General features: G+C 64.7%; 12 protein-coding genes. 7 read left to right on the top strand and 5 right to left on the bottom strand.

The features are described from left to right. The 3 genes from BMG00_RS02620 to BMG00_RS02610 are packed head-to-tail and all read left to right on the top strand — an operon-like array spanning position 1 to position 2574. Positions 1-900: an ABC transporter permease subunit gene (locus BMG00_RS02620; RefSeq protein WP_078528327.1), complete on the top strand. Its 900-nt coding sequence runs from the start codon at positions 1-3 to the stop codon at positions 898-900. Between the two features lie 4 nt (positions 901-904). Beyond that, entirely contained in the window at positions 905-1738 is an 834-nt protein-coding gene (locus BMG00_RS02615; RefSeq protein ID WP_078528324.1) for an ABC transporter ATP-binding protein, read from the top strand. Next, positions 1735-2574 carry a dipeptide ABC transporter ATP-binding protein gene (locus tag BMG00_RS02610; protein WP_078528322.1) on the top strand — a complete coding sequence of 280 codons (840 nt, stop codon included), beginning with the start codon at positions 1735-1737 and terminating at the stop codon, positions 2572-2574. The genes BMG00_RS02615 and BMG00_RS02610 overlap by 4 nt, the downstream gene beginning before the upstream one ends. A gap of 76 nt (positions 2575-2650) precedes the next feature. Here BMG00_RS02610 and BMG00_RS02605 read toward each other — a convergent pair whose 3' ends face one another. The 5 genes from BMG00_RS02605 to BMG00_RS02585 form a co-directional block, all read right to left on the bottom strand. After that, entirely contained in the window at positions 2651-3418 is a 768-nt protein-coding gene (locus BMG00_RS02605; protein WP_078573304.1) for a crotonase/enoyl-CoA hydratase family protein, read from the bottom strand. Next, a complete protein-coding gene (locus BMG00_RS02600) occupies positions 3415-5082 on the bottom strand; it encodes an AMP-binding protein (RefSeq protein WP_078573303.1) in 1668 nt (555 codons plus the stop codon). The genes BMG00_RS02605 and BMG00_RS02600 overlap by 4 nt, the downstream gene beginning before the upstream one ends. 88 nt (positions 5083-5170) lie before the next feature. Continuing rightward, on the bottom strand, positions 5171-6460 hold the full coding sequence (gene arsJ / locus BMG00_RS02595; RefSeq protein WP_078573302.1) for an organoarsenical effux MFS transporter ArsJ: 1290 nt from the start codon (positions 6458-6460) through the stop codon (positions 5171-5173). Beyond that, a complete protein-coding gene (locus BMG00_RS02590; RefSeq protein WP_078573301.1) occupies positions 6457-7455 on the bottom strand; it encodes an ArsJ-associated glyceraldehyde-3-phosphate dehydrogenase in 999 nt (332 codons plus the stop codon). Before BMG00_RS02590 ends, arsJ begins: the two co-directional genes overlap by 4 nt. Positions 7456-7464: 9 nt before the next feature. Beyond that, the gene (locus BMG00_RS02585) at positions 7465-8286 is read right to left on the bottom strand and encodes an arsenate reductase/protein-tyrosine-phosphatase family protein (RefSeq protein WP_078573300.1); all 822 of its coding nucleotides are present in this window, start codon (positions 8284-8286) and stop codon (positions 7465-7467) included. Positions 8287-8641: 355 nt separating this feature from the next. On the opposite strand from BMG00_RS02585, the gene BMG00_RS02580 reads away from it, so the two are divergent. The 4 genes from BMG00_RS02580 to BMG00_RS02565 all read left to right on the top strand — a co-directional run bounded on the left by BMG00_RS02580 (position 8642) and on the right by BMG00_RS02565 (position 14478). After that, complete coding sequence (locus BMG00_RS02580; protein ID WP_078528305.1) at positions 8642-8998, top strand: roadblock/LC7 domain-containing protein; 357 nt, start codon at positions 8642-8644, stop codon at positions 8996-8998. A gap of 121 nt (positions 8999-9119) precedes the next feature. Next, positions 9120-11063, top strand: a complete 1944-nt coding sequence (locus BMG00_RS02575; protein ID WP_158521670.1) for a dynamin family protein — start codon at positions 9120-9122, stop codon at positions 11061-11063. Next, positions 11060-12346, top strand: coding sequence for a GTPase (locus tag BMG00_RS02570; RefSeq protein ID WP_078573298.1), 1287 nt, complete (start codon positions 11060-11062; stop codon positions 12344-12346). Before BMG00_RS02575 ends, BMG00_RS02570 begins: the two co-directional genes overlap by 4 nt. After that, positions 12343-14478, top strand: a complete 2136-nt coding sequence (locus tag BMG00_RS02565) for a dynamin family protein (RefSeq protein ID WP_078573297.1) — start codon at positions 12343-12345, stop codon at positions 14476-14478. Before BMG00_RS02570 ends, BMG00_RS02565 begins: the two co-directional genes overlap by 4 nt. Positions 14479-14488: the final 10 nt, after the last annotated feature.

The raw sequence follows: 14488 nt of genomic DNA, 5'->3' as shown, positions 1-14488 counted from the left end.
ATGTCCGAAGTGACCGAAACCAACATTCCCGCCGGGACGCGCCGCGAGCAACTCGCCGAGTTCTGGTTCTATTTCAAGGAAAACCGCGGCGCTGTCGTGGGCCTGACGGTGTTCATCCTGGTGGTGCTGGCGGCGACATTCGCGCCGCTGCTGTCGTCGTTCTCGCCCGATGTGCAGTATCGCGACGTCCTGCTCGCGCCGCCGATGACCGACAGCGCGCATGGCCATTTCTGGCTGGGCACCGACGCGGTCGGGCGCGATATGCTCTCGCGGCTTCTTTTCGGCGCGCGTTACTCGCTCTTCGTGGGCGTGGTGGTCGTGCTGCTCGCGCTCTCGGTGGGCGTGGTCCTCGGCCTGCTCGCGGGCTGGTTCGGCGGCTGGGTCGATACCGTCATCATGCGGGTGATGGATGTGATCCTCGCCTTCCCGTCGCTGCTGCTGGCGCTTGTCTTCGTGGCGATCCTCGGGCCGGGGCTCATCAACGCGATGATCGCCATCGCGATCGTCTATCAGCCCCATTTCGCGCGCCTGACGCGCGGCGCGGTGCTGTCCGAGCGCAACAAGGATTACGTGATGGCCGCGCGCGTCGCGGGCGCGGGCAATATGCGCCTGATGTTCCGCACCGTACTGCCGAATTGCCTCGCCCCGCTGATCGTGCAAGGCACGCTGTCCTTCTCGAACGCGATCCTCGACGTGGCGGCGCTTGGCTTCCTCGGCCTTGGTGCCCAGCCCCCGACCCCGGAATGGGGCACGATGCTGTCGGAAGCGCGCGAGTTCATCCTGCGCGCCTGGTGGGTCGTGACCTTCCCCGGCCTCGCGATCCTGATCACCGTGCTCGCGATCAACCTGATGGGCGATGGTCTGCGTGACGCGCTCGATCCGAAACTCAAGCGGAGCTGATGCCATGAGCTTGCTGAAAATCCGCAATCTGACCGTCGAATTCGACACTGCCCAGGGCCCGTTCCGCGCGGTGGATTCGATCGACGTGGAGGTGTCCGAACGCGAGGTTCTCGCCATCGTGGGCGAGAGCGGCTCGGGCAAATCGGTCTCGATGCTCGCGGTGATGGGGCTCTTGCCGCCCACCGCAAAGATCACCGCCGACGAGATCACCTATGCCGGGCGCGACATGAAGGCGATGTCCGACCGCGAACGCCGCAAGATCATCGGCAAGGAAATCTCGATGATCTTCCAGGAGCCGATCTCCTCGCTCAACCCCTCCTTCACCTGCGGCTACCAGATCGAGGAAGTCCTGCATCGCCATCTGGGGCTGAAGGGGCGCGCCGCGAAGGCGCGGGCGCTGGAGCTGTTCGAGGCGGTGGGCATTCCCGACCCGGAGCGGCGGCTCAAAAGCTACCCGCACCAGCTCTCGGGCGGGCAATGCCAGCGCGTGATGATCGCGATGGCGATCGCCTGCAAGCCGCGCCTGTTGATCGCGGACGAACCGACGACCGCGCTCGACGTGACAATCCAGAAACAGATCCTCGACCTGCTGATGGGGTTGCAGGAGGAATACGGGATGGGGCTGATCATGATCACCCATGACATGGGCGTGGTGGCCGAGACCGCCGACCGCGTTTCGGTGCAGTTCAAGGGCCGCAAGATGGAAGAGGCGGATGTTCTTTCGCTCTTCGAGGCCCCGCAACACCCCTATACGCGCGCGCTTCTCGCGGCGTTGCCGGAAAACGCGACCGGGGACCGCCTGCTGACCGTCGCCGACGGATGGGAGGGCGTGCAATGAGCGTGATCCTCGAAGGGCGCGACATCACGCGCGACTACATCGTCTCGGCGGGCTTCATGCGCGGCGCGAAGACCGTGCGCGCCTTGCATGGCATCTCGTTCTCGCTCGAGCAGGGCAAGACGCTGGCGATCGTGGGCGAATCCGGTTGCGGCAAGTCCACGCTGGCGCGCATCCTGACGCTGATCGACCCGGCCAATTCGGGCGATCTGATCATCGAGGGCGAGAAGATCGACATCGCCACGCGCAAGGTCACCTCCGATCTGCGCGCCAAGGTGCAGATCGTGTTCCAGAACCCTTACAGCTCGCTCAACCCGCGCCAGAAGGTGGGTGATGTTCTGACCGAGCCGCTGATCATCAACACCGACGTGCCCGCCGCCGAACGGCGTCGGCGCGCCGAGGAGATGCTGGTCAAAGTCGGGCTTGAGCGCCAGCACTTCAACCGCTACCCGCATATGTTCTCGGGCGGTCAGCGCCAGCGCATTGCGATCGCGCGGGCACTGATGCTGAACCCGCAGATCCTTGTGCTCGACGAGCCCGTCTCGGCGCTTGACCTGTCGGTGCAGGCGCAGGTGCTCAACCTGCTCAAGGATCTTCAGGACGAGTTCGATCTCACCTATGTCTTCATCTCGCACGACCTCTCGGTGGTGCGCTATTTCGCCGATGAGGTGATGGTGATGAATGCGGGCGAGGTGGTTGAATACGCCTCGCGCGACGAGATCTTCGCCAATCCGCAGCACGAGTATACCAAGACGCTGCTGGCCGCGACGCCGGTGGCCGATGTCGACAAGATCCGCGAGCGCGTGGCCCGTCGCAAGGCCCTGTTCCAAAAAGCGTGAGGGCAGGGGCCTCGGCCCCTTGTTCGAAAACTGGCGCGGGGCGCTTTCAGCCCCGCGCGTTACCTCTCTCCCAGCGCTATCTGCCCGACCATTTCGGCGCGCGTTTTTCCAAAAACGCCTTCGCGCCCTCGGCGGCATCTGCGCTCTCCATGATCGCCTTGAGGGTGCGTGCGTTCTCCGCCCAGAGCGGATCGACTGCGCGGCGCTCGATTTCGCGCGACAGGCGCAGGGTTTCGCGCACGGCCAGCGGGGCGTTCTTCGCGATCTCCTCGGCAAGTTCCAGTGCTGCCTCGGTGGCCTGACCGGCCTCGGCGCGGCGTGCGATCAGCCCCAGCTCCCAGGCTTCGGCGGTGTCGAACAGCCGCCCCGTCAGCAGGATCTCGCGGGCGCGCGCGGGTGGGATCAGCGATGCGAGCCGCAACGCGCCGCCAGCCCCCGCCACCAGACCGCGCAACACTTCGGGCACACCGAAGCGGCAGCCATCCTCGGCCACGATCATGTCGCAGCCCAAGGCCAGCTCGAACCCACCCGCGAGCGCAGCCCCATGGCAGGCGGCGATCATCGGTTTGCTCCGATGCGATTCCGTCAGTCCGCCGAAGCCGCCTTCGGAGAACAGCAGTTCCTCGACCTTGCCCTCGGAGAAGGCCGCGAGGTCCATCCCGGCGCAGAAGACCGCGCCTTCGCCACGTAGGATGCCGATCTGCAGCGCGTCGTCGCTTTCCAGCCGGGCGATTGCCTCGGCCAGCGCGTGGCCCGCTTCGGCATTGATCGCATTGCGCCGTTCGGGGCGGTTGAGGGTGATGATCGCGACCTTGCCGCGGGTCTCGAACAGGACGGGGCTCATTGGGTGGTCTCCTCGGGCAGGCGGGCGCGCAGCGCGTTGCGGATGATCTTGCCGGTGGTGGTCACGGGCATGTCGTCGATCACGTAGATCGCGCGGGGGTATTCGTATTTCGCGAGCCGCGCGCGGACGTGCTGGGCGAGGTCCTCGCGCAAGGCCTCGCTCTCGGAATGACCCGGGCAGAGCGTGACGAAGGCCGCGACGATCTCGCCGCGCAACGGATCGGGTTGGCCCACGACGCCCGCCATCTGCACCGCCGGGTGCGAGATCAGGCAGTCCTCGATTTCCGCCGGGCCGACGCGGTAGCCTCCCGTCGAGATGATATCGTCGTCGCGCCCCTTGAAGCGCAGCCTGCCGCCCGAGCCGCTTACCCCCCGGTCGCCGGTCAGCAGCCAGCGCCCTTCGGGGCCGGTGACGAATTTGGTCTCGGTCGCCTCGGGCAGGTTCCAATAGCCCAGAAACATCACCGGGTCGGGCGCGCGCACTGCGATCGCGCCTTCCGCACCTTCGGGCAGGCGCTCGCCGGTGAGGTTGTCCACGATGGCGACCTCATGGCCCGGCACCGGCCAGCCCATTGCGCCGGGTTCGGGCGCGTCGAGGCTGGAGGCGGAGGACACCACCATGTTGCATTCGGTCTGGCCGTAGAATTCGTTGATCGTGACGCCGAGCGCCTTGCGGCCCCAATCGAGAAGCTGCGTTCCCAGAGGTTCGCCCCCCGATGCGACCGAACGCATCTGCAAATCCCAGTTCAGGCTCTCGGGATCCGCCTTCATCATCTTCAGAGCGGTCGGCGGCAGGAAGGCGTTGCGCACCTTCAGTCGCCGGATCAGATCGGCGGCCGCCTGTGCCGAGAACTTGCGAAAGCGGCAGGCCACGACCGGCACGCCATGATGGAGCGCAGGCAGCAGCACGTCGAGCAGCCCCCCGATCCAGGCCCAGTCGGCGGGCGTCCAGATCCGGTCGCCCTCCTGCGGCAGGAAATCATGGCTCATCTCGACGCCGGGCAGGTGGCCCAGAAGCACCCGATGCGCATGGAGCGCGCCTTTCGGATTGCCCGTCGTGCCCGAGGTGTAGATCAGCACGCCGGGGGTCTCGGCGCTTGTGTCGACGGGGGTGAACTCGGGCGAGGCACCGGCAAGCGCCGCGTCGAAATCCTCGGCCCCGTCCGCGCCGCCATCGGTGACGAAGATGGTCTGCAAATCGGGCAGATCCGCGCGCAGGCCCACAATCATCTCATAGCTGGCCGGATCCGTCACCAGCACCCGCGCGCCGCTGTCGCGCAGCCGGTGCAAGAGCGCCTCGGGGCCGAACAGCGTGAACAGCGGCAGCGAGACGCAGCCCGCCTTGAACGCCGCGATATGGGCGATGGCGGTCTCGCGCCGTTGCGGCAGCAGGATCGCGACCCGGTCGCCCGCGTCTTTCCCATTCCCGCCGACGCCGATCGACGCCAACACGTTCGCGAACCGGTTGGACGCCGCGCGCAGCTCGGCGAATGTGGTCTCTCGCACCGCGCCGTAGCCGTCCTCTTCCACCTCGATCAGCGCGATGCGGTCTGGGTCGGCTGCGGCCCATTTGTCGCAGACATCCACACCGATATTGTACCGCTCGGGGATCTCCCAGCGAAACGCCGCGCGGGTGGCGGCGTAATCCTTGCCGCGTGATAGCACCGGCTCTCCTCCCTCTTGCGAACGACCCTCGGGCCGTTCCTCCTCCGCGCGTAGCAAAACGCGAAGATCGGGGAATGTCCATCGCTACTCACGCGCTCGTGAGTGAAGGTTCCGCGCTCAACCGGCCCGCCATCAGCGCGCTGAGGCCGACCATGATCGTTGCGGTGATCATCATCGCGGCCAACCCGCCCAGCTGGTAGCTCAGACCCGACAGCAGCGTGCCCAGCAATCGCCCGCCCGCATTGGCCATATAGTAGAAGCCCACATCCATCGTGACCCGCTCGGAGCGGGTGAAGGCGAGGATGAGATAGGAGTGGAGCGAGGAATTCACCGCGAAGATCGCGCCGAAGATCAAAAGCCCCGCGACGAGCGTCAGCGTGAGCCAGAGCGACGGCGCCTCGGAGATCAGCGTGGCGATGGAGAGGGTCGCAGGCACGATCAGCAGCGCCACGGCCCAGTGGCGCGCGGCGTGGATCAGGTCTCCCTCAGTGCGGGCTTGCGCCTTGAGGATACGCGGGGCGGCGGCCTGCACCGCGCCGTAAAGGATGATCCAGAGCGCCATGAACGTGCCGATCAGGAAAAAGGCGGCGCGGTCGCCCTCGGGGCTGCCATCCGAGAAGACCGCGTAGAAATAGATCGGAATGCCCACGACGAACCACACGTCGCGCGCGCCGAACAGGAAGACCCGCGCCGCCGAGAGCCCGTTGACGTTGGCCGATTTCGAAAAGACCTCGGAGAACTTCGCGCCCTTGCGTCCGCGCGGCAGGCCGGGCGGCATGGCGACGACGATGGCGGCGAGGATCAGCGCCAGCACGGTCGCCATCGCGATCACCGCCCAATCGAAGCCGAGGCCCGCGAGAAGGGCCGCGCCCAGCAGGAAGCCCACGCCCTTCACCGCGTTCTTCGAGCCCGTCAGCACCGCGACCCAGCGGAACAGCCCGCCATTGCCAGTGGGCGCGAGCAGCTTCACCGCAGATTTCGAGGACATCTTCGCAAGGTCCTTCGCGACCCCGCTCAGCCCCTGCACGACCATCACGTAAGCCACCGAGGCGCCGATCGCCCAGTTCGGGTCCAGCTGCCCCAGCGCCAAGAGCGCCACGACCTGCAGCCCGAGCCCCGCATAAAGCGTCGAGACCAGCCCGAACCGCGCCGCGATCCAGCCCGCCGAGATGTTCGTCACCATCCCGGCCACTTCGTAGAGGATGAACAGGTAGGCGAGCTGCACCGGGGAAAACCCCAGCGTATGGAAATGCAGCAGCACCAACATCCGCAGCGCGCCATCGGTGAGCATGAAGGCCCAATAGGCCGCCGTTACCGCGATATAGGCGGAGAACCCCTCGGGCCGGTGCGGGGTGTTCGGGGCAGGGGCCTCGCTCACAGGCTCGCCCCCACCATCAGCGCCACGTCCACCAGCCGGTGCGCATAGCCCATCTCGTTGTCATACCAGGCGTAGATCTTCACCTGCGTGCCGTTGACGACCATGGTCGAGGGTGCATCGACAATCGATGAGCGGATATCGTTGGTGTAATCGGCCGAGACGAGCGGGCGGGTCTCGTAGCCGAGGATGCCTTTGAGCGGGCCTTCCGAAGCCGCCTTGAACAGCGTGTTGACCTCTTCGGCCGTCGTTTCCCGCTCCACCTCGAAGACGCAATCGGTAAGCGAGGCGTTCAGCAGCGGCACCCGCACCGCATGGCCGTTCAGGCGTCCCTTCAGCTCGGGGTAGATCAGCGTGATCGCGGTGGCCGAGCCGGTGGTGGTCGGGATCAGCGAGGTCAGGGCCGAGCGCGCCCGGCGCAGATCCTTCGCGGGGCGGTCCACGATGGTCTGGGTGTTGGTCACGTCATGGATCGTGGTGATCGAGCCGTGTTTGATCCCGAGGTTCTCGTGGATCACCTTCACCACCGGGGCGAGGCAGTTCGTGGTACAGCTCGCCGCGGTGACGATCTGGTGCCTCGCCGGGTCGTAGCTGTCGTTGTTCACGCCAAAGACGATATTCGCGGTCGGCCCGTCCTTCACCGGGGCGGAGACCACGACTTTCTTCACACCCGCGGCGAAATAGGGCGCGAGCTTGGCTTCGGATTTGAAAACCCCGGTGCAGTCGATCAAGACATCGACGCCGTCGAGCGGCAGATCTTCGATCTTCCTCGTGCCGATGAAGGGCAGGCGGGTGCCGTCGATGGTGACGCTGTCCGCGTCATGCGCGAACTCCGCGTCCCAGCGGCCATGCACAGAGTCGAACTCCAGCAGATGCGCCTGCATCTCCGGATCGCCCACCGCGTCATTGATCCAGGCAATCTTCGCGCCGCTTTCCAGCAGGGGCTTCAGCGCGAGTTTCCCCATCCGGCCGAGGCCATTGAGTGCATAGGTGGTCATGGTCAGTCCTCAGTTGCGGCCGATGTCATCGACGGCGGATTGCAGGGAGATACGGTCGAGCGAGGTCAGCGGCAGCGCCGTGAAAGCCTCGATCCGGCGGCGCAGCGCGCCATAGGTCTGCTGGAAGGCCAGCGCACGCTCGGCCTCGGTGCCTTGCGCCTTCACCGGGTCGGGCATCCCCCAATGGCCGCTGATCGGCTGACCCGGCCAGGGCGGGCAGGTCTCGTTCGCGGCGAGATCACAGACGGTGAAGACGAAATCGAGATGCGGCGCGTCCGCGCCCTGAAATTCGGAAATGTTCTTCGCGCGCAGCGGCGTGATGTCGTGCTCCTTGTCGCGCAGAACCTGCAGCGCGAAGGGGTTGAGCTCGGAATAGGGTATGGTTCCGGCCGAATAGGCGGTGAAGCGATCGCCGGCGAGATCGCGCAGGATCGTCTCGGCGAGGATCGAGCGCGCGGAATTGCCGGTGCAGATGAAGAGCACGCTATATTTGCGGTCAGTCATGGCGATGTCTCCTTCGGACAGGGGAGCGGGGGGGCAGATATCGGGCCGCCCGCGACAGCAATCGTTGAGCAGCACGTCGAAGGTCTCGCGCACTTCCTCCATCGCGATTGCGTAAAGAAGCGAGGTCCCCGCGCGGGTCTGCGTGATCAACCCGGCCTGCGAGAGCGCCGAGAGATAGGCCGAAAGCGTCGAGGGTTTGAGCCCGAGCGCCGCCCCGATCTCGCCTGCGGGCAACCGGTCCGGGTAGCGGCGCATCAGCAGCCGGAAGAGTTCGAGACGCTGCGGGTGGCCGAGCGTGGTGAGCCTATGGGGAATCGTGTCATTCATATTTCGAGGTTTTACGAAATAAATGCGAATCGCCAAGTGAAACTTTGATGACGAACAGGCAAAAGTTAGTCGTGAGAAATCCCGGAAATGGTCAGAGATTGATCAAATATGTGAAACGGTCATGCCATGTTACGATTCTGGACAAAATTGTGATTTGGCGTTTTGCAACGACTCTTGCGTATCGAAATGCGCGAAATTCCCAAAAAAATAACGGTTGGATTCCATATTGTTGCAAATGAACCGGCAGCACGCACAACCAAAAGTGGCAGAGAATGCCAATCTTTCGCCTCATTTCGGACACAGGTGATGATGAACCGTTAATGTACAAAAGTTCTAGTTGACAGGTACTACCCCAATGTCCACCGACATCTCCGATCTGAAAAAAATCTCGGGCTTCATCGGCGCTTGTCTCGTCGATTCCGAGACCGGTCTGATGCTTGCGAGCGAAAACGGCACCGGAAAGTTCGATCTTGAGGCGGCCGGCGCGGTGAATACCGAAGTCGTGCGCGCGGAGAAAGCGGCGCTCGAAGCGCTCGGTCTTGATGACACCGTGGAAGACATCCTGATCACCCTGGGCGAGCAGATTCACCTGATCCGCCCGCTTGGCGCCAATCCTGGCGTCTTCGTCTACGTCGCCCTCAACAAGAAGGCGTCCAACCTCGGCATGGCCCGTCTGGTGGTCAAGAAGGTCGAGGGCCAGCTCCGGATCTGAGCGGCGCAAACCGGCGGGGTCCGGCGCGATCCGGGCCCGCCAGTCTCGAAGTCCCGACCGGTATGCGGGCGTACCGAGTCGATCCCCAACCGTCGTCTGCCCAGCGGTAAGGAGGTTTGCCTTGTACGAAGCGAATTCGATCTTCAACTGGCATCGCCAAGGTTATCAGGAGCTCAACAGCTACTGGGAGACCCTCGATCAGCTCGAAACCGCAGTGCGTGACTTCTCCGATGCCGGTCTCGGCTTCGTCGAGGAACAGCTCGAGCACGTCCTCGAAAAGATCGAGGCGTTTGAACCCACCGTCAGCGTAATCGGCCAGGTGAAGGCCGGAAAAAGCACGCTTCTCAACGCCTTGATCGGGCAGAGCGATTTTCTGCCCTCCGATGTGAACCCCTGGACCTCGGTCGTCACCGCGCTCCACACGAATTCGCGCCATCGTCCTCACGCGACCCGCGCGCTGTTTCGTTTCTTCGATCGCGAGGAATGGGATCGTCTTGTCGCGACCGGCGGTCGTCTGGGCGAGATGGCCAACCGCGCGGGCTTCGAGAGCGAAGCTGAAGAGGTGCGCGCCCAGGTTACCGCGATGCGTGCGGCGACCGAGGCCCGTCTGGGCGCCGAGTTCGAGCAACTTCTGGGGGCAAGCCGCGCCTATCCCACGCTCGATAAGAGCATCATCGACCGTTACATTTGCTATGGCGATCCTGACGAGGTTGCAGAAGGCGCTGAGGAAGGTCTCTATGCCGACCTGACGAAATCGGCCGATCTCTATATCGACCTGCCGCATCTGCCGCGAGGCCTGTGTCTGCGCGACACCCCTGGCGTCAACGACACGTTCATGATGCGCGAGCAGATCACGCTCAACGCGATCGGTGACAGCCGCGCCTGTATCGTCGTGCTCTCGGCCCATCAGGCGCTGACCACGATGGATCTGGCGCTCCTGCGCATCATCTGCGCGATCGATGCGCGCGAGGTCCTGATCTTCGTCAACCGCATCGACGAGCTCGAAGATCCGGTCGGGGCGCAGGCCGCAATCCGCGCTTCGATTCGCAAGACGTTGGGACGGATGGGGCTGGGCGAGGAGATCGAAATCCTCTTCGGGTCTGGCTACTGGGCGCAATGCGCACTTGGCGACGTGAGCGGCATGGCCCCGGCCAGCCGCAAGGCGCTGGCCATGCTCCATGACGGCGAGGATACCCAGGATCTCAAGGAGTTGCGTCAACGCGCAATGGCCGCCTCGGGGCTGCAACCGCTGCTGAAAGCGGTGGTGAAGCGCATCATCGAGGGGCCGGGGCAGGCTGTTCTCAACGACGTTCATGCCGAACTGAACACGATCATCTCGATGGCCGAGACGGTCGAGACCGTTGCGCGCGCCTCCGGGAACCTTCCGCTACTGAGCGAGAGCGAGCTTCGTCTGCGGATCGCCGAGCTCGAGGAGCAGGTGGTCCGGGCGTTCGATGCGCGTGCGGCTGAACAGCGCGACGAGCTGCGCGCCCGTCTCGAACGCGCGCAGAACGGGTTCGTCGCGTCCGCTCTCGAGGCACTGCAATCGCATATCGACACGTTCGGAGAGATCGGTGCCTGGACGCATGACCCGACCGCGCTGCGCATGGCGATGAAGGCTGCCTTCACTTCCGCCACCGCGAAGCTGCGCCGACATGGCGAGGTGGCTTTCGACGAGATCGCAGAAGGGGTCGACGCGCTTTTGGCGGGCGAACTCGGAGTCGCGCGCGAACCCGGTACCGTGTCCTTCCCCGAACAACCTACACATCGTCCCCCCACCGTGCTCGCCCGGATGATCTCGCTCGACATGCAGGGCGCGTGGTGGCGCAAGTACTGGCGCTTCAATCGCAAGAAGGCCGCCGAGACCCGTTATCGCGAGGTGATAATGGCCGAGACGACCCCGCTCATCGACGACCTGATCACCGGCTGTTTCGAACCCGCCATCGCGCGCAGCCGCGAGATCATCGAGGGTTTCGCACTCGATCAGGCAAAGTTCTGTGAGGCTGTGCGCGCGCGCTGTCTGCGCGGCTCCGAGGTAGCGCAAGAGGAAAGGCTTTCGGCATGACCACGCTGCGAAGACATCAACGCCCCACGCTCACGCTGACCGAGCGTCCCGCCGCCACCCAGCGTGGCACCAACAAGCTCGACATGTCCGCGCGCAAGCTGCGGGTCCTCGTTGCGGGCGAGTTCAGTGCCGGGAAGACGCGTCTGATCAATGGGTTGCTGGGAGAGCGTGTGCTCCCCTCGAACGTGGTCGCGACCGCGTTGCCGCCGGTCTGGCTCGTGGGCGGGGCCGAACGCGTGCTGCGTCGGGTCGATCATGACGGCGAGGTTCATCCGCTCGAGGCGCTCGAGGCGGTGGATGTCGAAACGACCCGGTATTGCGTGTTCAGCCATCCGGCCTCGATCCTCGACACGATCGAGATCATCGACACGCCCGGCTCGTCCGATCCCAACATGCCCGCCGAGACCTGGCGGCAGATGATTGACTATGCCGATCTGATCATCTGGTGCACCAACGCCACCCAAGCCTGGCGGCAGAGCGAGAAGTCGATCTGGGACGAGATGCCCGAAGAGTTGCGTGCCCATGCGCTTCTGGTGATCACCCATGGTGATCGGCTGACTGACGAGCGGTCCGCCCAGAGGGTCCTGCGCCGCGTGGAGCGCGAGGCGGGGAGCTATTTCGCCGCGATCATGCTCGCCTCCTTGGTGAAGCCCGCCGATATCACGCAGGTGATGAACCGTATCGCGCAGATCCTGCCCGAGATCACCGAGCCGCCCGGGGCACCGAACCCGATCATCGAGAACTTCCTGCGCGAGCGCAGCGTCATCGCCTTCCCCAAGCCGCGTCCCGAAATCCGGCCGCGCCGTGTCCTGCATGCGCAGCTGATCAAGCGCGGAGGCACGACCGAGGCGCCGGATCACGAGCCGGAACCGGCGGCGCAGTCCGACGAGCCCTTCATGCTCTCCGATCCGGTCGAAACGCCCGAGTTCGATGACCTTCCGGAGCCGGAATACCTCTCCGAACCGGAATACCTCTCCGAGCCCGAAGCCGACCCTGGTTTCGATCCCTTCATGCGCGCGGCCCCCCCCAGCGCGCGCGAAGACGCACCCGGCTTTGAGGACGACACCGAGCTTCTCGCGTCGCTCTCCGCGCTCGACATTCCTGCCGCCGAGCCCGCGTCGCCGCGCGCGCTCTGGGCTGCGCTGAGTGCCGAGGCTGATCTGGGTTCGGCCCCTGCGATCCTCGATTGCGTCGAGCATCTCCTCGATGCGCTCGAACCCCGAGGCGGAACGGCCCTGATGCAAACCGCTGTCTCCTCCGCTTTGGAAAGGAGAGTGCCTTGAAAATCGCGCCGAAACTCCGTGCGGAACTCGAATTCATCGAAGAAATGCTCGACCGGGCCGAAGACTCGGTCGATCGCACCAGCCGTGGCAACTTCCGGGATTTGCGCGATCGTCTCGACGACTGGGCTGCACGCGTGGCGGTGATCGGGCAGGTGAAGGCGGGCAAATCCACCTTCCTCAACGCTTTCCTTCACCAGCACGACTTTCTGCCCTCGGATGTGAACCCCTGGACTTCTGTCGTCACCAACATACGCATCAACCTGGCCGACGACCCCATCACAGGCGCGAAATTCGAGTTCTTCTCGGAGAAAGACTGGGAAGAGATCATCAACGGGGGCACGCGCATCCGCGAGCTGACCGAGCAGCTTCTGCCGGGTTTCGACACCAATGTGTTGCGTCGGCAATCCGAGCAGATGCGCGCGCGCGCCCAGCGGCGTCTGGGCAAGTATTACCATACGCTCCTTGGCAGCAGCCACGAATACGACTTCCTCTCCCCCGATCTGCTCAAGCGCTATGTCTGCGCGGGCCCCGGTTCGGATGACGGGCTCGAGCGCGAGGCGCTTGGCCGCTATGCCGCGTTGACGAAAAGCGCCGATGTCTACATGCGCCTGCCCGAGTTCCAGGTGCCCACGATCATCACCGACACTCCCGGCGTAAACGATCCCTTCCTCGTGCGCGACGAGTTCACCTGCCGCTCGCTCGACCGCTCGGACGTCTTCGTCATGGTGCTCTCGGCGCATCAGCCGCTGACCGAAGTCGATATCGCTCTGATCCGAATTCTCGCGCGGCAGGACAACAAGGATGTGCTGATCTTCCTCAACCGCATCGACGAGCTCGACGATTACGCGACCGAGGTGCCGCGCGTGATGGCTGACGTCACGCGCCGCCTGCGTCAGGCGATCTCCGAGATCGATTTCCGCATCGTCGCGGGCAGCGCCTATCTCGCCGATCTGACCCAGCGCAGCGACAGCCAGGCCGCTGAGGCCCGTGCCGAGCTCGACAGCGCCGAGCTCGCGCAATATCTGCGCTCGCGTTTCGGCCATGTGCCCGAGGATCCGATCGACCGGCTGCTGCTGGCTTCGGGGCTCGAAGAGGTCAAGCATGTGCTCTCGGAGGTGATCGACGGGGGCGTGGGCCGCCAACAGCTCGCCCGGATCCGCGGCGATCTGCGCGCCGAGATCTCGGGGATGCAATTCGTCACCCGCCGCGAGCGCGACTCGCTCCAGATGCAGATCGAGAGCATCCGCTCGGACGTGGCCGAAGCCGCGGTCGAGGAAATGACCGCCGAGATCCAGGCGACCAGCGTCCTGCGCTCGACGCTGGAGACGCTCGTCGAGAATGCCGAAGGCAAGATCGAGGCGGTGCTCAACAGGTCCTGGACGAGCCTCGAGACTCGGCTCAACGGATGTATCGAGGCCTTTGTCGAGAACCAGAAGACAGCCTTTGCCGACTTCCTCCGCACCGCGAAGATCCGTTCGGGCACCGTGCCGCGCAGCTTCGAGACCGATACCACGATGCTTCAGGCCGCGCTCGAACGCGAGGTGACCAAGTGCTACGAGAAGTCCCGCGCCGGGATCGACGTGGTCCTCGACAATTGCATCCATGCCTGCCGCAGCACGATCCAGGATCATTTCGACGATCCGAGCTCAGAGATCACCCTCTGCGACATGCCCCATGAAAGCTTCGCCTCGACGCTGACGCTCGCCAAGCGCGCGCTGCGCATCGATTTCGTGATGGAGCGCGGCTGGGCCTTCTGGCGCACGCCCGAGGTCAATATCGAGAAGACGATCGAAGCGCTGCGCCTGCTCGCCGCCGAGGAACTGCGCCCGGCCGTCGACAAGATCCTCAAGGCCTATAGCGAGACCCAGGTCGAGCGCGCCACGGCCGGGATCTCGCGGGTGCGGGTGATGGTCCGGATGATGGAGATGACGGTGCGCGACCGCACGCTTCAGCTCAAGCAGGAGAAAGCCGAGCTGGAGCGGATCGCACGCGATCCCGTCCAGCAGACCCGCATGGCGAACCGCATCCAGAGCAAGATGGAAGTGCTCGAGCGGCGGTTGCTTAATCTCTCCGCGCTCGAAAGCGCGCTGAGCGGGATCAACCCGGCCAAGCCGAAAACGCGCGCCGCTTAAGGAAGAGGGG

Source organism: Thioclava marina (genome assembly GCF_002020135.1).
GTDB classification, from domain to species: domain Bacteria; phylum Pseudomonadota; class Alphaproteobacteria; order Rhodobacterales; family Rhodobacteraceae; genus Thioclava; species Thioclava marina.
The sequence above is the reverse complement of the archived record's forward strand: the minus strand, read 5'-3'. Positions and strand labels throughout refer to the sequence as shown.